The 18,811-nt window shown below is 40.9% G+C and carries 19 protein-coding genes; 4 read left to right on the forward strand and 15 right to left on the reverse strand.

Going from position 1 to position 18,811, the window contains the following annotated elements:
• Positions 1–28: 28 nt before the first annotated feature.
• Complete coding sequence (gene prpE, locus AZE41_RS16835; RefSeq protein ID WP_067211839.1) at positions 29–769, forward strand: bis(5'-nucleosyl)-tetraphosphatase PrpE; 741 nt, start codon at positions 29–31, stop codon at positions 767–769.
• On the opposite strand, the gene AZE41_RS16840 is transcribed toward prpE, so the two are convergent.
• From AZE41_RS16840 to AZE41_RS16855, 4 genes are read right to left on the reverse strand one after another with little or no spacing between them, the layout of a single operon-like run.
• Positions 753–1,709 carry an RluA family pseudouridine synthase gene (locus tag AZE41_RS16840; protein ID WP_197485334.1) on the reverse strand — a complete coding sequence of 319 codons (957 nt, stop codon included), beginning with the start codon at positions 1,707–1,709 and terminating at the stop codon, positions 753–755. The genes prpE and AZE41_RS16840 overlap by 17 nt on opposite strands.
• Positions 1,681–2,481, reverse strand: coding sequence for an NAD kinase (locus AZE41_RS16845; RefSeq protein ID WP_067211841.1), 801 nt, complete (start codon positions 2,479–2,481; stop codon positions 1,681–1,683). The genes AZE41_RS16840 and AZE41_RS16845 overlap by 29 nt, the downstream gene beginning before the upstream one ends.
• Entirely contained in the window at positions 2,478–3,155 is a 678-nt protein-coding gene (gene yjbM, locus AZE41_RS16850; protein WP_067211844.1) for a GTP diphosphokinase, read from the reverse strand. Before yjbM ends, AZE41_RS16845 begins: the two co-directional genes overlap by 4 nt.
• Positions 3,156–3,173: 18 nt before the next feature.
• On the reverse strand, positions 3,174–3,563 hold the full coding sequence (locus AZE41_RS16855) for a UPF0738 family protein (RefSeq protein ID WP_067211846.1): 390 nt from the start codon (positions 3,561–3,563) through the stop codon (positions 3,174–3,176).
• Positions 3,564–3,716: 153 nt separating this feature from the next.
• On the opposite strand from AZE41_RS16855, the gene AZE41_RS16860 reads away from it, so the two are divergent.
• The 3 genes from AZE41_RS16860 (at position 3,717) to AZE41_RS16870 (ending at position 5,710) form a co-directional block, all read left to right on the forward strand.
• Positions 3,717–4,409, forward strand: a complete 693-nt coding sequence (locus AZE41_RS16860) for a lytic transglycosylase domain-containing protein (protein ID WP_067211849.1) — start codon at positions 3,717–3,719, stop codon at positions 4,407–4,409.
• A gap of 105 nt (positions 4,410–4,514) precedes the next feature.
• Complete coding sequence (locus AZE41_RS16865) at positions 4,515–4,907, forward strand: globin domain-containing protein (protein ID WP_067211850.1); 393 nt, start codon at positions 4,515–4,517, stop codon at positions 4,905–4,907.
• Positions 4,904–5,710, forward strand: a complete 807-nt coding sequence (locus AZE41_RS16870) for a DsbA family protein (RefSeq protein WP_067211853.1) — start codon at positions 4,904–4,906, stop codon at positions 5,708–5,710. The genes AZE41_RS16865 and AZE41_RS16870 overlap by 4 nt, the downstream gene beginning before the upstream one ends.
• Before the next feature lie 321 nt (positions 5,711–6,031).
• Here AZE41_RS16870 and AZE41_RS16875 read toward each other — a convergent pair whose 3' ends face one another.
• The 11 genes from AZE41_RS16875 to AZE41_RS16935 all read right to left on the reverse strand — a co-directional run bounded on the left by AZE41_RS16875 (position 6,032) and on the right by AZE41_RS16935 (position 18,599).
• Entirely contained in the window at positions 6,032–6,967 is a 936-nt protein-coding gene (locus tag AZE41_RS16875; RefSeq protein WP_257722486.1) for a nuclease-related domain-containing protein, read from the reverse strand.
• Positions 6,968–7,230: 263 nt separating this feature from the next.
• The gene (locus tag AZE41_RS16880; protein WP_067211859.1) at positions 7,231–7,467 is read right to left on the reverse strand and encodes a hypothetical protein; all 237 of its coding nucleotides are present in this window, start codon (positions 7,465–7,467) and stop codon (positions 7,231–7,233) included.
• A 319-nt stretch (positions 7,468–7,786) separates the two neighbouring features.
• Complete coding sequence (gene pepF, locus AZE41_RS16890; RefSeq protein WP_067211863.1) at positions 7,787–9,604, reverse strand: oligoendopeptidase F; 1,818 nt, start codon at positions 9,602–9,604, stop codon at positions 7,787–7,789.
• Positions 9,605–9,658: 54 nt separating this feature from the next.
• Positions 9,659–10,813: a competence protein CoiA gene (locus AZE41_RS16895; protein WP_082786665.1), complete on the reverse strand. Its 1,155-nt coding sequence runs from the start codon at positions 10,811–10,813 to the stop codon at positions 9,659–9,661.
• Positions 10,814–10,902: 89 nt separating this feature from the next.
• Entirely contained in the window at positions 10,903–11,571 is a 669-nt protein-coding gene (gene mecA, locus AZE41_RS16900) for an adaptor protein MecA (RefSeq protein WP_067211867.1), read from the reverse strand.
• Between the two features lie 252 nt (positions 11,572–11,823).
• On the reverse strand, positions 11,824–12,219 hold the full coding sequence (gene spxA / locus AZE41_RS16910) for a transcriptional regulator SpxA (protein ID WP_186669618.1): 396 nt from the start codon (positions 12,217–12,219) through the stop codon (positions 11,824–11,826).
• A 546-nt stretch (positions 12,220–12,765) separates the two neighbouring features.
• A complete protein-coding gene (locus AZE41_RS16915) occupies positions 12,766–13,689 on the reverse strand; it encodes an ABC transporter ATP-binding protein (RefSeq protein ID WP_067211875.1) in 924 nt (307 codons plus the stop codon).
• Positions 13,689–14,753 (reverse strand): ABC transporter ATP-binding protein, encoded by a 1,065-nt coding sequence (locus AZE41_RS16920; RefSeq protein ID WP_067211878.1) that lies wholly within the window; start codon positions 14,751–14,753, stop codon positions 13,689–13,691. Before AZE41_RS16920 ends, AZE41_RS16915 begins: the two co-directional genes overlap by 1 nt.
• Positions 14,754–14,767: 14 nt before the next feature.
• Entirely contained in the window at positions 14,768–15,787 is a 1,020-nt protein-coding gene (opp3C, locus tag AZE41_RS16925; protein ID WP_067211880.1) for an oligopeptide ABC transporter permease, read from the reverse strand.
• Positions 15,787–16,716 (reverse strand): oligopeptide ABC transporter permease, encoded by a 930-nt coding sequence (opp3b, locus tag AZE41_RS16930; protein ID WP_067211883.1) that lies wholly within the window; start codon positions 16,714–16,716, stop codon positions 15,787–15,789. The genes opp3C and opp3b overlap by 1 nt, the downstream gene beginning before the upstream one ends.
• A 170-nt stretch (positions 16,717–16,886) precedes the next feature.
• Complete coding sequence (locus AZE41_RS16935; protein WP_067211885.1) at positions 16,887–18,599, reverse strand: peptide ABC transporter substrate-binding protein; 1,713 nt, start codon at positions 18,597–18,599, stop codon at positions 16,887–16,889.
• Positions 18,600–18,811: the final 212 nt, after the last annotated feature.

Raw genomic sequence — 18,811 nt, forward strand, 5'->3', positions numbered from 1 at the left:
ACATATTGTGAAAAAGGGTGATGAAAATATGAAGTACGATATTGTCGGTGATATTCACGGTTGTTATGATGAATTCATGCATTTGATTGACAAATTAGGATACGAGATGATTACAGGTATCCCCCTACATCCCGATGGCAGAAGTCTGGTATTTGTCGGAGATACGATGGATAGAGGGCCTCAGTCGATTAAAATGTTGAATCTTCTTTTCAAAATCCAAGATGAGCATACACTTTATTATTCCCCGGGAAATCATTGCAATAAGTTGTATCGCTTCTCCAAGGGTAACCAGGTTCAACCCACACATGGTCTTGAAACAACAGTAGCTGAACTCGATGCATTATCAAGTGATGCGCGTAAACACTTCTTGACTAGATACCGTCAATTTTACGAAGCTCTACCGTTATACCATACCCTTAATGAAGGTAATCTTATCATTGCACACGCAGGCATCCGTGAAGAAATGATTGGTGCACCCTATTCGGAAAAAATACGGGTATTCGTTCTCTATGGAGATATCACAGGCCAAAAGTTACCCGATGGTAGACCTCTAAGACGTGATTGGGCTAAGCACTACAAAGGTACTCCCTTCATAGTCTATGGTCATACGCCTGTAAAGGAAGTACGCTTTGTAAATAACTCTGCGAATGTTGATACAGGTTGCGTATTCGGCGGTAAACTTACAGCCCTTCGCTATCCCGAAATGGAAATTGTATCAGTTCCTTCTTTACAACCATTTGTGCCAGAGAAATTTACTGCGTTTGATTGATCTCAGTGTTGGTTAGTCGCTTTATATCTAACGGAATATCGCATCTAAACTCAACTTTTTCACTTGTAAGTGGATGCAAAAACCCAATCATCGCACAGTGTAAAGCCTGCCGACCAATCAACCCATGGGAGCCGCCATATAAATCATCACCATGTAGCGGATGGCCTGCCCACCTCATATGGACACGTATTTGATGCGTCCTGCCCGTATAAAGCGTTAGTGCAATTTTTGTTAACTGATGACCTTTAATGTCCGAACGACACAGTACTTCTACATCTGTCCGAGCGAATTGGCCATCTTCACGTACAATTCGTTCGATAATGCTACCATCTTTTCTACCAATTGGTTGTACAATGCTGAATTGGTCCCTTTCAACATGTCCTTCAACCAGGGCGATATACTGTCGATGAAAACCGGAATTTGTCATCTGTTCACTAAGCAGATGATGAATATGCCGGTTTTTTGCAATACAAATTAGACCCGATGTATCCTTGTCAAGACGCGTGACGACATGTACTGTGGCTGGAAGTCTTTCCTTAGCAAACTTTCCGGCAACGGCATTCGCCATCGTTCCATTGGGGTGATCTCGCGACGGGATAGTACTTTGCCCTGCTGGCTTATCGACAATAATTAGCGCTTCATCTTCATAGACAATTGTTAAATCACCTGTCTCTGGAAGTAAACCTGGGCTTGGCTCTTCTGATGGAAAAATAATAAGTACTTCATCACCTGACTGCAACGGATGTCGCACATTGCGTTCAAAGCCATTCACGCGGATATCTCCGCCATCATATTTAGTCGCAGTTAACGTTCTTTTAGATATCCCTTTTGCGTGCAAGAATTCGCGTAGCAGTATACCGCCTTCATCCACCTGAAATACGAGGCGAAACCTGCGATCCAGCTCATCCCCCTTAGACATCGCTGTCAATGAATGAATCATGCACACGTCTCCAAAATGGAAACGGCCTGAACCTTCCGAAACGTACTTTTTCCTTTGAAACTTGATATTCAATCGACTTCACATCTTTATGTAGAAGTTGCAAATGGTCGACTGTTACCATGAAATCTGGTCCTTTTACAGGTGTTAGTGCACATTTATGATGCGCGGGTAGCACTAGTGGTGCGCCAACTGTACGGAACACCCGATTGTTAATAGATGCCATTTCTGTCAATTGCATGGACGGTAGAGAAGGATGAATAATTGCTCCGCCCAATGCCTTATTGTATGCAGTAGACCCAGAAGGCGTTGACATACATAACCCGTCGCCACGAAAACGTTCAAAATGGTTGCCATTCAGTTCAACATCCATGACGAGCGTCACATCAGGAGATTTCACCGTCGACTCATTCAGTGCAAGGTACAATGCGCTATCCTTATCGTTTCGGTAGTTAATCTTCACATCAAGAAGTGGGTATTCGAAAACTTCGAATTCTTTACGAGCAATAGAAATGACAAGCTTTTCAATTTCAGCCGGCTTCCAGTCTGCGTAAAACCCTAGATGGCCTGTATGAATTCCGACAAACGCTGTATCTTTCAATCGGTACTTATACTTATGAAAAGCGTGGAGTAAAGTACCATCTCCTCCAATTGACAAAACGATGTCCGGTTCTTCTTCATCGAAAAAAAGCCCAAAATCTGTCAAATATTCCTTTGCTTCATCCATAAGTTTGTTCGACAATGCATCGTTTCGTGTCTGTATTGCAAATTTCATAATTTCCCTCCTCCTTTCCCGTTCGCCTCTCCATAGCGTCTTGTCGCCGTTTCTTTGAATGCACTGAAATATTGTTGCGCATCCTGAATTTCATTACGAATCTGCGACATTTCTTCATCTAGCTGGAAGGCTGCTTCCGCTGCTCGTTCTAGACGATGCCTGATTTCATCCGGCATTTCGCCTTCGTATTTATAATTCAATGAGTGTTCAATCGACGCCCAGAAATTCATTGCTAACGTACGGATTTGAATCTCGGCAAAAATCGTCTGCTCCCCATGAATCGTCTGAACAGGGTATTTGATAATTAAGTGATAAGACCTGTATCCACTTGGTTTATTATGTGCGATATAGTCGCGCTCTTCAATCACTTCGAGGTCATTCCGCTGTCGTAACGTTTCTACAACAGTACTAATATCATCGACAAACTGGCACATCAGACGAAGGCCCGCAATATCAGGCAGTTCAGCGGCAAGTTCTGCCGATGGTTCGAATGGAATCCCTTTTTCAAGTGTTTTGTCATAGATACTCGCGAGCGGCTTCACCCTGCCCGTCACGAATTCAACGGGCGTATGTACGTCTTCCAATTCATACTGAGCTCGCAAGCCCTTCAATTTCACTTTCAGTTCATCTACTGCTTGTTTATAAGGTTCAAGAAATTGATTCCACTGCCTCATCCGGACCCCTCCCAGCTGTTATTCCATATGTTGAAGTATCGAGCTGAATGCTTGCTCGACTGCCGAGGAGAATGCTTCCCCGTAATTATCATTACCCTCAATATTAAAAATAAGCATTGTCAGTTCATCTTTGAATCCAGGAAGCGGAATTATTTCATCCTTCCACGAAAGCACCGGATCTAAATTCGTCGTCAATACATCGACCATAAGTGGCCATACAGCCTGTGTTAAATGAAGATGCTCGTACCCTGCTTCTACTTCTAAAAGATAAACAAACGACAAGTTGTCTGAATCTGTTATCATCTTTCCAGCTGGTATACCTTGAGGCTTTCCTGCTTGTTCTGCTACTAAAAAGAGGATTTGTTCATCATTTCGAAGTCCACTATCAATTCGATTTTTAATGTTCACAATTTCTTCTTCCCTTCATGCGTCATTACGTTTATTCTATCATATGCTGCGCGGCCTTGCAGTCTAGAAAATGCGTTTCCCCACATAAATTGGTATACTAATGTTAAGTTATTATTTCGCGAGCGAACAGCTTAACGTCAGAAGGGACAGATCATGATGGATACGCACACAATTCGTACATTAATGGAAATAAATACACTCCAGTCTCTCGGAGCTGTTCAGACACAAACTGAACAAAATAACACATCCCCATCCCTCTTTAACACACTATTAGAGGAGATGTTAGGCGGCACATCCATAACGGATTCCTTATCTTCCGTTTCATCTACACTACTCGGAAGCCTCAATAATATAGAAAGCTTGCGCTATGACGGAAAAAATGGTGTGTTTGAACCTTCTTCTCTCAGCGCTATCCTTTCCACGGCGCAACAAAGTTCAACTGTTCCCATGAAAAATACATCCATTGGGGATGACAGCTATCGCGATATTATTAGCCAAGCTGCAAACAAATATAACTTGCCCGATAAACTGATTTCTGCCGTTATCAAACAAGAATCGAACTTCAACAACGGTGTTGTCAGCCACGCGGGTGCACAAGGCCTTATGCAGCTAATGCCCGGAACGGCAAAGTTCCTAGGCGTAAAAGATAGTTTCGACCCTGTCCAGAACGTGATGGGCGGAGCCAAATACTTAAGACAAATGCTTAATCAGTTTGGCGGTAATATCGAGCTTGCCCTTGCTGCTTATAATGCAGGTCCCGGAAACGTAAAAAAACATGATGGGATTCCCCCATTCAAAGAGACACAGCAATACGTAAAAAAAGTGCTCGGCTATTTCAATGCATAAGATTGATAATCTAACCTACTGTTTCATAAACGGAGCGCTTTATTTGTGAAAAGAGTGCAGGATTGATAGAATATCAATACAGTCAGAGCAAAGGAGATTGACATAATGATGCGAAAACCTTTGATCCCTTATGAGGAGATCGGTGCTACAAAGTTGTCGGAACTCATCGACCTGTTTTACGCTAAAGTGGCCGTACACCCGGACCTATATCCGATTTTCCCAGATGACCTGACAGAAACAGTACGCAAACAAAAACAATTTCAAACACAATATTTAGGTGGTCCCAATTTATATACTGAAGAACATGGTCATCCGATGATGAAAGCTCGTCATATGCCATTCCCAATTACACCAGTTCAAGCGGAAGCATGGCTAGCGTGCATGGCAGAAGCAATGGACGAAGTCGAACTTGAAGGAAATATACGTGATATCTATTATAAGCGCCTCGTCTTGACCGCCAATCATATGGTGAACAGGGCTGGGGAGGAGAAAACGTGAATCGACAAACATTACTGGAGAACCCAATCAGTACTTCCGCATGCATAAGGCCAATCGAGCTATATGTTTTCATCGATCCTTTATGCGGAGATTGTTCGTCGCTCCCGCCTTTACTCCGAAAATTACAAGTTGAATATGATCGCTATTTCACACTGCGCATTGCATTACGCACATCATTGCCTAAAATGAATCTTCAATGTCTGCATAAAGATGAGGATGAGCTGGCTTGTGAAAGAACACATCCAGCTTTCCCAAGTATTGCTGTTAAAACTGCAGAGTTTCAAGGCAAACGTGCCGGTTTTCGATATTTATCAAAAATGCTTGAATATTCATTTTTGAAGTCAAGGAATGTATCGTCTTTTTCCGTACTCGTCGAAATCGCAAAAAAGTTAAATCTTGATGTAGACGAATTTATCCGAGACTTTTCTTCAAAAAACGTCTTGCGCTCTTTACAAGTCGATTTGTACATGGCCAAAGAAATGGAAGTCGACAAAGCACCTACTTTCGTCTTTTTCAATGAAAACATTGAAGATGAAGGATTAAAAGTGAGCGGCTTATACGACTACGATGTCTACGAACAAATTTTAGAAGAGTTAGTCGGCGGACCGATTCTGCCGGACATCCCCCCTCCACTTGAGGATTTGTTCCAACGTTTCGATACACTCTCCACAACAGAGATTGCTAGTATCTACAACATCACGGAAAAATCTGCAGAACGCGAACTCAAGAAACGCCTTCTCCAACAGCATGTCGAACGGATTCATTTCCAGGACATGACATTATGGCGTAAAAAAATGATATGAATTAAGTGAGCTACTTCATTGCCTGGAGATTCCGGGGAGTGAGGTGGCTTTTTTTGTTGAGTGGGGTTTGGGTTGTATATGTAGCCATGATAGTTCAGTAGTTTGCACTTACAGTTTTGTGCGTTTTGCCATCACAGTTCACACACTTCCCCTTACAGTTTTGTAACTTGCCATCACAGTTGTCCGGTGCACTCACAGTTTCATGCGTTGCCATCACAGTTCTCTCGCTTCCCCTTACAGTTTTGCAACTTGCCATGACAGTTTCCTAAAACTCCAATTAAAAGAGCCTTTCATATATGAAAGGCTCTACCCAACACGGAATTATCTCTGTTTTCTATTGCTCGAAATATAAAAAGTCGCCTTGGACCTTCCTTTTTTCACAAGACCCGATTTTGATAAAATGTAACGAGCTGCATTTGATCCTTTTAATTTTAAAAAACTCCGGCATTCCTCGTTTGTAATTGAATTTTTAACAAGCATGAACCAATCTTTGATGCCATCGCTGTAAGGGTCAACAGTATTCTTCCCACAAAGCTCACAAGACCACTTCTCACGATTTTCTCGCTGGAGTTGCCTATTGCAATATCGGCACAACAAACCTGTCTTTAACTCCCTGTGATCGATACTATAGTATGAACATAACGGAAATGGATTGAAGTGTTGCTTTTCAGCATGAATTTCTCTTGCTAAGTCATGTATTTTTGCAGTTGAAAGAATTGTCTCAGCTGGCTGTAGTTTTTGTAGAAAGTAAGGGATTTGCTTCTTATAAATAATAGGAAAGTCGGAAGGTGCATCTTTCACCTTTGTCTTCTGGTTAGCCAGAACAAGTAATCCAGATGTCTTCAAATGTATTCCACGCTGACGGAACCATTCATCAAGATTCGATTTATTTGATTCAATTTGATGAATCGGGCAGTCGAGGATTGCTTCTGTACCTGTTTCAAAGATTTGCTCAAGATGTGGGGGATTTTGCACAAAACGGACTGTATCTTTGAGATTTTTCACTTCAACAATTAAGACATAGCGCTCCGTAATAATCAAAGTATCAATCTGAAATGTGAATGTCGGGGAAATTCGCAAATGTACATCGGTAAATATCTTTGTCAAATGGGTTATTTGAGTGCGCTCGATATACGTATCCACATTACACTCACCTGAATATCCAGCACTTATTCGGTAAAAAGAGTCCTTTAAGAACTGTAATTTCCGATGGTCAGGGTGTAACCGGGCTATCAGACGAGGTATTCCCTCTAGCAAATCAGGTTGACTCCTATTAATAATAATGCGTATTTGATTCCACTTCCCTTCAAGTAATCTGATAATTCTATTTAATTATACAGAATAGTTGAAGATATGACAATAGCTTTATTATTAACCTTTCCTTTATCTCATTGGATATGGTAGTTACGAATTGCACTCACAGTTTCACGCATTGCCATCACAGTTCACTCGCTTCCCCTCACAGTTCCGCAACTTGCCATGACAGTTTCCCGATGCACTCACAGTTCCCCGCGGTGCCATCACAGTTCCACACTTCCCCTCACAGTTCCACAACTTGCCATGACAGTTTCCGGTGCACTCACAATTTCATGTGTTGTCATCACAGTTCGCACATTTTCCCTTACAGTTTCGCAACTTGCCATTATAGTTTCCGATGCACTCACAGTTTCACGCGTTGTCATCACAGTTCGCACATTTCCCCTTACAGTTTCACAACTTGCCATCACAGTTCCGCACTTTTCCATGACAATCGTCACACAGCTTTCCCCCGTTAAACCAAAAGAAAAGAGCATTCGCTCCTGGGGGGGAGGGAATGCTCTTATTCAAAGGGAATGGGAGAAATGTTCACGTTCAAACAAAAGGGGTGTATGTTTGGTATGTGATTTATTTCACATCCTTACCTTATCATAAAATAATAGTAGCATCAAGAATTCACAATGATTTTCACATGACTGTCACAATGATGATTTCACCAATACGCCTTACTTTATATTTATATAGTAATATGTATAGAAGAAAAAGCCCTATCTCGACCAGAAATATGGCGGATAAGGCTTTTTGCTAGGTCAATTTAATTTATTTTTTCAAAAGAAGTGATTCAAGTTCGTTCAACTTTTCTTCGAAGACGCGGCATGCTTCTTCGATTGGAGCAGCACTTGTCATGTCGACGCCTGCTTTTTTCAGTACTTCGATTGGGTAATCGGAAGAACCGGCTTTCAAGAAGTTATTCACATAGCGTTCAACTGCCGGCTCTCCTTCTGTCAAGATTTGATTGCTTAGTGCGACTGCTGCACTATAACCTGTTGCATACTGATAAACATAATAGTTATAGTAGAAATGTGGAATTCTTGCCCACTCTAAGCCAATTTCCTCGTCGACGACTAGATCTTCACCGAAATATTTCTTATTGAGTGCATAGTACTCTTCTGTCAATTTTTCAGCAGTCAGCGCGACACCTTGCTGATCAAGCTGATGAATAAGGTGTTCGAACTCAGCAAACATGGTTTGACGGAAAACAGTACCACGGAAGCCGTCAAGCCAATAATTCAGCAAATAAATTCGTTTCTGTTCATCATCAATCGTTTTCAAAAGATGATCATTCAAAATAGCCTCATTCACAGTTGACGCGACTTCAGCTACGAAAATGGAATAACCGCTATAGACGAATGGCTGGCTTTTCCGTGAATAATAACTATGAACACTATGGCCGAATTCATGCGCGAGTGTGAACAAGTTACTGACGTTATCTTGCCAGTTCATTAAGACATATGGATTTGTTCCATAGGCGCCTGAAGAATAAGCTCCTGAACGCTTCCCTTTGTTTTCACGGACGTCTACCCAACGATTCTCAAGACCCTCTTTTACGATCGATACATACTCTTCACCTAGTGGGTGGAAACTATCAAGCATCGTTTGTTTAGCTTCGTCATATGGAACTTCCATGCCTGCATCTTTCACAAGCGGTGCATACATATCCCACATATGAAGTTCTTCCAATCCGAACACTTTTTTACGGAGCGCGACATAGCGCTGTAGCAAGTGGACGTTTTTATTGATTGTTGAAACAAGATTTTCATAAACCTGTTCAGGGATATGATTATTTGACATTGCAGCCTCGCGCGCAGATGAATAATTGCGGATACGTGCATTAACGTTATCGCCTTTTACATTACCTGAAAGCGTGGATGCGAAAGTATTTTGGAATTCGCTGTATTTCGAATACATTGCTTTGAACGCATCCTCGCGAACACGCGGATCATCACTTTCCAAAAAACCTACATAACGGCCATGTGATAATTCTACTTCTTCACCTTTTTCATCTTTCACCATTGGGAAAGTTAAATCAGCATTGTTCAACATACTGAATGTTTCTGAAGAATTGCCCGTGACTTCTGATAGTTGTGCAAGCAAAGCTTCTTGTTCAGCAGGCAGCACATGTGGCCGCTGCGTGTTAACTTCTTCGAATTCTTGTTTATAAAGAGCTAGTCCCTCATGCTCAGTAACCAGCTTGTTCAATTCTGTTTCATCAATAGCCAGAAGCTCTGGCAAGAAGAATGATAATGCAGTTGCTACTTTCACGTAAAGTGATTTCACACGGCTATCCATCGCCTGATAGAAGCTGTTTGTCGTATCCTGGTCAGTCTTCAAATGCGCATACGTGTAAATCCTGCGCAGTCTTTCAGAGAGGGTGTCACGGTATGTCAATGCAGTGTAAAGCGCATCTCCACCACCCGAAAGTGTCCCTTTGTAAGAATCTGCTTTACCGGAGAATTCCTCAACTTCAGCGAATTCTTTTTCCCATGCTTCATCAGTTGCAAATATGTCTTCGAGACGCCAAGTCTCCTCTACCTTTACTTCACCACGAGTTAATACTTTGTTCTTAGTTTCAGCCATCGTCACTTATCCCCCTTCTCCCATTACTTCGGGAAACGAATCAATCCTATTTTCTCAATTTTCATAACGCTTTGCAAGCAATCTTTCTGAAATTAGTTGAATTATTTTTTCTTCGTCAATAACTGTTCTGTTTTGACAAGAATCTACAGTCGCGGAAATAAGGAAATCGCGGTATGCTATGCACGCTTTTCCCTTTGCTTCCGATGGCTCTTCTAACAGAGAGACATATTTTCTAACCTGACTGCGGGATATAGTTCTAACACTAATCCCCTTTCTTCTCAAATAATAAAGGAATGCTAATTGCCATTCACAGTCATGCTCGCGGAATGACTCACTGAAAAGGACGGGTAATCCAATCCATTTTGGAAGATTCGTTGGTATCACTCGCAGTTCATAGCACATTCTTAGAAAAGGATTGTTCACCCCCCTTTTATTCAATAAAATACGGGATTGAATAAATTGATTGCGTATGGATAAATAAAGGGTTACATAACGGTAAATTTCTTGCTCTGTCGGGGTTTTTGGCCGAGCAAATGGAAATATCTGCATCGATAATGGCAAAGTACGATGGATACCAATATAGCGCTTACCTGCGACATGAATAAGACTCGTAAAATAATGGAATCGTTCCGTTTGGGGGTTATATGTGAGTAAGAAATAGCCTTCAGGGGATGTATGTGTCAAGTAGCTTTCGTGGAATCTTGAAAAATCGAATGTACCGACACCTACAGGTAATGAACTAAATTTTGCTGGGGTATGCAAAATCCAGATGGATTTCATATCTATACTACGATAACCTGCGGATCTAGCCTCTACGTCAGTAATGGGAATCGTACTGCACTGGAATTCAACGGCTATCGATTCAGATTGTGTCGTTATCAGGATATCAGGTCTTTGAGATAACATTCTTAAAAATGGTTCAAGTTCGACAAGCTCGGCATGTTTTTGAAAAAAAGCATACAATTGTTGCTTACCTTGAAGATGGCTGTAAGATTCACCTTCTGAGAATAAAGTAAGACAGGTAGAATCCTTCAAATGTGCGAAATGTGGGATGATAATATCTCCAACTTTCAACTGAACCGGAAAATTACATTGTGGGCAAAAGAATGATCGCAACTTTCGCCATTTGCGCAACCGTTCTCTTTCTAATTCCGGTGTAAGAACAACAAGTTTTCCTTCCTCTGTTTTTGCTGTAAGAATAATATTCAGCTCCTCCCTGCATTAATAATACAAATATTCAGATACTAAAGCAAGTAAAAAAAACAGCTACCATTTAAGATAGCTGTTTCTACTGTCCTTTATTTTGCCCCAAAGTATCGCTCTATTGTCACGAAAACATCTGAGTCCATGATAAGTTTGCCGTACTCTTCAATTCGATGAATCGTCATGTTTGACGGTTGACCGAATTCTGAAAGTACGCTAAACAGATCTGTCTTGCGAGAATCATCCATAATTTCATCGTCATATAACAAGTGTAAATAAAAGTTATTTTCAAACGAATATAGAGATGTCTTCACTTCATAATCTTTCATCTTCCCTGCTAGAGGAATAAGATCATCAAATTCGCTAAAGACAAACATATTGTCAAGCCATTCAAATGCTGCATCCCCTATACCTGGCATAGTATCATCATCATCATCATCGTCGTCATACATTTTGCCATGCTGGAACAGTTTTCTTGGATCATCGTTAGTGAATGGTGATTCAAGTGGTTCACCATCCTCAGACATTTGCGCACGTGTGACCGTCACTTCAATGCCGCCGCTCATCGCATGTACTTGAATCCATAATGGCCCCTCGACTTCAAACTCAGACTCGTCACTGACTTCGTCCATCATCTCCCAGAAGAGTTCCTCGCTCTTGTCGCGATTATACCAAACTTCCTCACGAGTAAAGCCACGCTCTTCGATATCAATATATGAAAGAAAAAACTTAACTGTATTTTCATTAATACGCTCTATTTCCATCCCTTTTCTCTCCCTTCCTATGGAACAGGATTTGTCCGGTTCCCTTCGATGTGTGAAAAAATCCTGCAATGCTTATACTTACTATATGACCGTCCTCTACGTTTTGAAAGGGTTCCGCCTTAGGACGTATAATTTTGATAGTAATAGCATTGTAGAGAACATCCACCCGGAAAGCAAGAGAAACACAAAAAGCCGATAGGTGTACGGCATTTTGCAATGTCAACCCCTATCAGCTTCACACTATTTTACGGATTAGTTTACCATGCGCCGCGCTTCAAGCAGCTGATAGGCTCTTACTTTTCTAGGTAGGAATCGACGAATTTCATCTTCATTGTATCCCACTTGAAGTCTTTTCTCATCAAGAATAATTGGTCTTCTTAAAAGACCCGGATGTTCTTGGATTAATTCATATAGGCGTTGTAATGGAAGGCTTTCCACATCAACGTTTAATTTTTGGAATATTTTCGAACGAGTTGAAATAATTTCATCTGTTCCATCTTCAGTCATACGAAGTATTTCTTTTATTTCATCAATATTCAATGGTTCCGAAAAAATGTTACGTTCAGTATACGGAATCTCGTGTTCCTCTAACCATGCTTTCGCTTTTCTGCATGATGTACAGCTAGGTGAAGTAAATAATGTGACCATCATATGCTGACACTCCCTTTCAGTCGGCTCGAATGTTTTGATTTATATTTTTACGTTTAGATTAGAATTATTTTAAACTGTCTGCTTCTAATCCCTATTATACACATTTTCATTACCGATGAATACACTTTTTAAAAATTATTCGCTATCCCATACACTATTGTCACAGTTCCGCAACATAAGCGACTTTCATCAGTATGTGCATGTTCTCTCTACTGTTATACCCGATGCAAGAATTAATTAAACATCTGCTTTGTCAAATAAAAAACTTTCTCATTTGGGTAGCTGCTAATTGAAAATAATTTAGTGTCTACATTATATAGTACGTCTAAATACGGGCAAAGGTTTCATATTAATTTAAAAAAATTCAGAAACATAAGGCTCACCACTGAAATTCTTTATCTATTTTGGTTTGTAATTAACATTTAGGGAATTCCTATTACCTGAATCCATGAATTTCACCGCATACTTACCATTATCTATATTCAAACACGCAAAAGGACTGGTTCTCTTATCGAAAACCAGCCCAGTTGCTTCTATTTAAACTTACTTTGCAAAAGAATCGAATTCGCGCTGTGAGCAAAGGACAAAATGCCCTGGTGTCACTTCACGCATGATTACTTCTTCATCCTGAAGATACTTATGTGATGTTGAATCGTAGCTTTTTCGTACACGGCTACGCTCATAAGCTGGATCTGGCAACGGAATCGCAGATAATAGCGATTGCGTATAAGGATGTAAAGGCGCCGTATAGATCGTTTCGGCTGGTCCAATTTCGACAAGTTTACCGAAATGCATAACACCAATTCGATCTGAGATATATTTCACCATCGACAAGTCATGTGCGATGAATAGATATGTCAGTCCTCTTTCTTCTTGAAGCTCTTTCAACAAGTTGACGACTTGCGCTTGAATAGATACGTCCAAAGCTGAAATCGGTTCATCTGCGATAATGAATTCTGGTTCTACAGCAAGCGCACGTGCAATTCCAAGACGCTGACGTTGACCACCAGAGAATTCATGCGGATAACGATTGGCATGCTCACGGTTCAATCCTACCGTCTCAAGGAGCTCATGAACACGTGCAGTACGTTCTTTCGTATTCTTCACAAGACCATGAATATCGAGGCCTTCAGCGATGATATCAAGCACTTTCATACGCGGATTTAATGATGCATATGGATCTTGGAAAATCATCTGCATTTTCCGGTTGAACGCTTTTAGTTCTTTTTTCGATTTTTTCGCATGGACATCGACGCCATCATAAATGACTTCCCCGCCTGTCGCATCGTAAAGACGGATGATTGTACGACCGGTTGTTGATTTACCGCAACCAGATTCACCAACAATACCAAGCGTTTCGCCTTTATAGATGTCGAATGTTATATCGTCAACAGCACGCACTTCATTCTTTGTTCCCACATTGAAATACTGTTTCAAGTTTTTGATTTCAAGTAATTTTTCAGCCATTATCGAACACCTCCTGCATTGCCTTCATAATACCGGCTGCCAGGGAATCTCTTCATTCGCTCTATGACCGCTACCGGCGGATCCACTTGAGGTGCATCCGGATGGAGTAGCCACGTCGCCGCATAATGGGTTTCACTTACTTTAAAGAGTGGCGGAACTTGTTCCAAATCAATCTTCATCGCATATTCACTACGCAGTGCAAATGCATCTCCTTTCGGAGGATCCAACAAATCGGGTGGCGTGCCTGGAATCGCATATAGTTTCTCTTCAGATGTATCCAGTGACGGCATTGAACTTAGAAGCCCCCACGTATACGGATGCTGCGGATTATAAAAGACTTCATCAACCGTTCCCACCTCGACGATTCGGCCGCCGTACATGACCGCAACACGGTCTGCAACGTTTGCTACGACTCCAAGATCATGTGTGATGAAAATGATTGCCGTATCAATTTTCTTTTGCAAGTCTTTCATCAATTCTAAGATTTGCGCTTGAATTGTAACATCCAATGCTGTCGTCGGCTCATCCGCAATGAGAAGCTTTGGATTACATGCCAAGGCAACAGCAATGACGATACGTTGACGCTGTCCACCAGAAAATTGGTGAGGGTATTGTTTCAATCGCATTTCTGGCTTAGGCATCCCAACCAGAGTCAACAATTCAATAGACTTTTTCCGAGCTTCGGTTTTACTAAGTTTTTGGTGTTTTAGCAGTGGCTCCATAATCTGGTTACCAATCGTCATTGTCGGATTAAGTGAAGTCATCGGATCTTGGAATATCATCGAAATGTCTTTTCCTCTTACTTTTTGCATTTCTTTTTCAGAAATCTTCAGAAGGTCTCTTCCTCCGAATAAAATCTCACCATTTTTGTACTCGGTACTAGACTTCGGAAGGAGCCGCATAATCGATTTCGTCGTTACCGATTTACCTGAACCTGACTCACCAACTATAGCGAGCGTCTCCCCTTTAAACACTTCAAAATTAACCCCTTGAATCGCTTTCACTTCTCCTGCAAATGTATGGAAGGAAAGCTCCAGGTTTTTCACTTCAACAATTTTCTCCATTTCGCTTTCCTCCTTTAATCTTTCATTTTCGGATCAAGTGCATCACGTAGTCCATCCCCAATTAAGTTGAACGCAATCATAAGTAAACTTATGACAACCGCCGGGAAGAACAAAATATGTGGCTGATACTCAATGAATTTATAACCATCATTAATAAGTGTTCCAAGAGAAGCATTCGGCGCTTGAAGGCCAAGTCCTATAAAGCTTAAAAATGCCTCAAAGAAAATTGCTGTAGGAATTGTGAACATCATATTTATGACAATAATCGCCATGATATTCGGCAGTAAGTGCTTGCTGATAATTCGTGTATCGCTTGCACCTAAGGTTTTAGCTGCCAAGACGAATTCCTGTGTTTTGTATTTAAGAACTTGTCCGCGTACAATACGGGACATTCCAATCCATCCTGTTATCGATATGGCTATGATAATGGACAATATGCCCGGATCCATGATCATAATCATAAGAATAACGATGACCAGTGTCGGAACTCCAATTAGCACTTCGACAATTCGTTGCATGACATCGTCGGTTCGGCCTCCGTAATAACCGGAAATTCCGCCGTAGATGACGCCTATCACAACATCAATGATAGCGGCTACGAATGCGATTAACAGTGAGATTTGCGTTCCTTTCCAGAGACGTGAAAACAAATCGCGCCCTAGGCTATCCGTGCCGAACCAGTAGTTAACTTCTACTTTCTTTAACTCATACAGATTAACTGTTTTAGAACCCAGTTTACCTTCGCCATCAAAAATACCTAATTTTTCAAGCCCTGGAATTTTAGGCGGTAAGCTTGCATGCGCAACTTTTACATCCTCTGGATCATGTTCAACCATGAAAGGACCTGCAAATGCCATAAATACAATAAACACAAGAATGAACATACTGACGATAGCCGCTTTGTTTTTTCGGATCCGAAGCCAAGCATCCTGCCAGAAACTCAAACTCGGTTTCGAAATTTTTTCGGCATGCGAGCTATCGATTGTAATCCGCTCAAACGAATCTTTTGGTAGTTTCTTCATGTTAGTAGTCATTACTTGGAACCTCCAGACAAACGGATACGCGGATCAATGACCCCATAAAGAATATCCACTATTAATATAATCACAATTAGGAATACCGAGAAGAACATTGTTGTACCCATGATGACAGCGAAGTCGTTCGAGTTAATTGATTTAACGAACTGTTCACCTATACCTGGGATTGCGAAAATCTGCTCAACTACAAGTGATCCTGTTAATAGTCCTGCTGCAACTGGTCCAAGGACTGTGATTAGCGGAATAAGCGCATTACGGAATGCGTGTTTGAAAGCGATTTCAAACCAATTTGCGCCTTTCGCTTTTGCTAGCAAAATATAGTCTGAGCTTAATACTTCTATCATTTCTGTTCGGATGAATCTTGCCGCGATAGCAATAGGTCCCATCGCAAGTGCGATTGAAGGTAGTATACTGGACTTCCAACCTTCCCACAGGCCAACTGGTAGCACTCCAAGCCATACTGCAAAGACATATTGCAGCAATACTGCAAAAACAAAGGACGGTATGGAGATACCGAGAATTGCGATAATGGTACTACCATAATCCCAAACTGTATTTTGTTTCAACGCGGCAATCATTCCGAGAATAATTCCGATTAAGGTCCCGAAAATAAGTGCCTGAGATCCTAAAATCGCCGAGTATTTCAGTTTTTTCACAATAAGTGTTGTGACATCTGCATTTTTATATTGAAACGATACACCAAAGTCACCTTTTGCAAGGTTCCCCATATAGCGGGCGTACTGTACGGGAATCGGATCGTTCAATCCATACTTCTCATAAACGACTTCCCTTTGCTCAACGGATAATTTTGCTGCGGAAGCTAACGGGGACCCTGGAAGCAGTTTCATTAGAACAAATGTAAACGATGCTATCAAGAATAGTGATAGGAACATATAAATCACACGTTTAGTGATATACTTTGCCATTTTCGCACCTCCTATATTTCATAGATGAATTTAATTAAAAAACTATTAATTCTAGCAAATAATACAACGAATTTTTAGTTAGTTTAACCTCAGTGAAAAAGAGAGTACATGGTCATAAATGCCCATATACTCTCTTTTCTATAAGATTTTAAGCTAACAAGTTATACTTCTTACTTTTCTGCAGCTTCCATATACGTCCATTTGTAGCTATAGTCGCCACCGAATGGATGTGTAGCAAGACCTTTTACAGCAGGGTTCATAAGAACCATTCTTCCGCGTTGATACTGAGGTACAAGACCTGCATCATCTTCAAGAAGAATTTTTTCAGCTTTTGCAAATGCTTCAAAACGAGCTACTGGATCAGTTGCAATTGTAGTTTTTGTAGATTCAATAAGCTTGTCATACTCTGGGTTAGAGTAATTCATTTTGTTTTGTGGACTTCCCGTTACGAACAATTCCATGAACGAGATTGGATCCTGGAAGTCAGGGCCCCATCCTGCTGATTGAACATCATAATCACTTGTATCATCAAGTTCAAGACGAACAGCAAAAGGAACTTCTTTCAGTTTGATTGTCAAACCTGGAAGGTTTCTTTCAAATTCCGATTTGAACCATTCTTGTTGTTTTTTTGCGTTTTCAGTGTCGCCACCGAGAATTTCAATTTCCACTTTGTCTGTTCCAAGTGCTGCCAGACCTTTTTTCCAATATTCTTGTGCTTCTTCAACGTTATATGCAGAGAATTCACCGCTGTAATCACGGAAATCTTTTCCATCCGCATCAAAAGTAAAGTCATCTGCAACTAGGAAGTTAGCAGCAATAGAACCATTAGCAAGTATTGCATCTGCTAACTCTTCTTTGTTGAAGGCTCTTGCGAATGCTTTACGAATGTCAGCATTTGCAAGTGGTGTAGCTTTACCGTTACGTTCTTGATTCAGTTTAAAGTAGAATACAGATGTTTCAAGCTCATTGATGATATTTGGATCATCAGCAAATTGCATTGCATATTCAGCAGAAAGTAGTACACGGTCTTTCTTGCCTTGTTCATATAATTTTACACCTGTTGCAGTTTCTTTAACGACGTCAACAATGATTTCTTCAAGTTTTACAGTATCAGCATCCCAATACTTGTCATTTTTAACATATTTCCAGTTACCAGTACCATCCCAATCAGCTAATGAGAATGGACCGTTATAGATCATTGCTTCAGAGTTAGTTGCATATTTATCACCCTGAGCAGTTACGAATTCTTCGTTAAGTGGGTAGAATGTACCGAAAGACATAAGTGATAGGAAGTAAGCAACTGGACGTTCAAGTTCAACGATAAGTGTTTTATCGTCTTCTGCTTTAATTCCAAGATCTGCAATTTCTGCAGTTCCTTCACCGATTTCAGTTGCGTTTTTAATCATGCCTGCCATCAAATATGGTCCGTAAGGTGAACCAGTATCCGGATCGACTGCGCGCTGCCAAGCATATACAAAGTCATGCGCAGTTACAGGTGTTCCATCAGACCATTGTGCATCACGGATTTTGAATGTGTATGTCAATCCATCTTCACTGATTTCAGGTTCTCCATCTGCCATAGCAGGTACTGGAAGACTGTCTTGGTCAAGACGGTAAAGTCCTTCCATAATGTTGTTCAGTACGTTGAAACCTACAGCATCTTCTGAAATTGATGAGTCAATAGAAGGAATCTCTGCTGTTTCAATCAGATTCAGAACTTGCGCCACTTCTTCATTAGCTGGTTCTTCTGTAGTTCCTTTGTCCTCTTCTTTGTCTTTTACCGGTTCAGTAGTGCCTGCTTCTTCTTTGTCGCCGCACGCTGCTAAGAACACGCTAAGTACAAGCATGATACTAATTAGCCACATAAATTTGTGGTTTTTCAAATCGATGACCTCCTCAAAATTGTCTGAAAACTAGGTACATTTATATTATACAATGATTCTCACAGTTGTACATACCTTTTTGAAATTTTCTAGTGTAATAGAACAGCGTTATATAGACAAAGCCTGCATTGACAACGCTTACAACGATAAATTAATTCATATTTTTTATTGATATACTTCTGTTATATTGATTTTTCCTTACCAATACTTTA

The organism is Sporosarcina psychrophila (assembly GCF_001590685.1).
In the GTDB taxonomy this organism is placed as follows: Bacteria; Bacillota; Bacilli; order Bacillales_A; family Planococcaceae; genus Sporosarcina; species Sporosarcina psychrophila.

What these genes read in the sequence shown, in the direction of transcription:
- prpE (WP_067211839.1), top strand. Translation starts at nt 29, where the DNA reads ATGAAGTACGATATTGTCGGTGATATTCACGGTTGTTATGATGAATTC.
- AZE41_RS16915 (WP_067211875.1), bottom strand. Translation starts at nt 13,689, where the DNA reads ATGGCTGAAAAATTACTTGAAATCAAAAACTTGAAACAGTATTTCAAT.
- spxA (WP_186669618.1), bottom strand. Translation starts at nt 12,219, where the DNA reads ATGGTCACATTATTTACTTCACCTAGCTGTACATCATGCAGAAAAGCG.
- AZE41_RS16920 (WP_067211878.1), bottom strand. Translation starts at nt 14,753, where the DNA reads ATGGAGAAAATTGTTGAAGTGAAAAACCTGGAGCTTTCCTTCCATACA.
- mecA (WP_067211867.1), bottom strand. Translation starts at nt 11,571, where the DNA reads ATGGAAATAGAGCGTATTAATGAAAATACAGTTAAGTTTTTTCTTTCA.
- yjbM (WP_067211844.1), bottom strand. Translation starts at nt 3,155, where the DNA reads ATGAGGCAGTGGAATCAATTTCTTGAACCTTATAAACAAGCAGTAGAT.
- AZE41_RS16840 (WP_197485334.1), bottom strand. Translation starts at nt 1,709, where the DNA reads ATGATTCATTCATTGACAGCGATGTCTAAGGGGGATGAGCTGGATCGC.
- opp3C (WP_067211880.1), bottom strand. Translation starts at nt 15,787, where the DNA reads ATGACTACTAACATGAAGAAACTACCAAAAGATTCGTTTGAGCGGATT.
- pepF (WP_067211863.1), bottom strand. Translation starts at nt 9,604, where the DNA reads ATGGCTGAAACTAAGAACAAAGTATTAACTCGTGGTGAAGTAAAGGTA.
- AZE41_RS16865 (WP_067211850.1), top strand. Translation starts at nt 4,515, where the DNA reads ATGATGCGAAAACCTTTGATCCCTTATGAGGAGATCGGTGCTACAAAG.
- opp3b (WP_067211883.1), bottom strand. Translation starts at nt 16,716, where the DNA reads ATGGCAAAGTATATCACTAAACGTGTGATTTATATGTTCCTATCACTA.
- AZE41_RS16860 (WP_067211849.1), top strand. Translation starts at nt 3,717, where the DNA reads ATGATGGATACGCACACAATTCGTACATTAATGGAAATAAATACACTC.
- AZE41_RS16845 (WP_067211841.1), bottom strand. Translation starts at nt 2,481, where the DNA reads ATGAAATTTGCAATACAGACACGAAACGATGCATTGTCGAACAAACTT.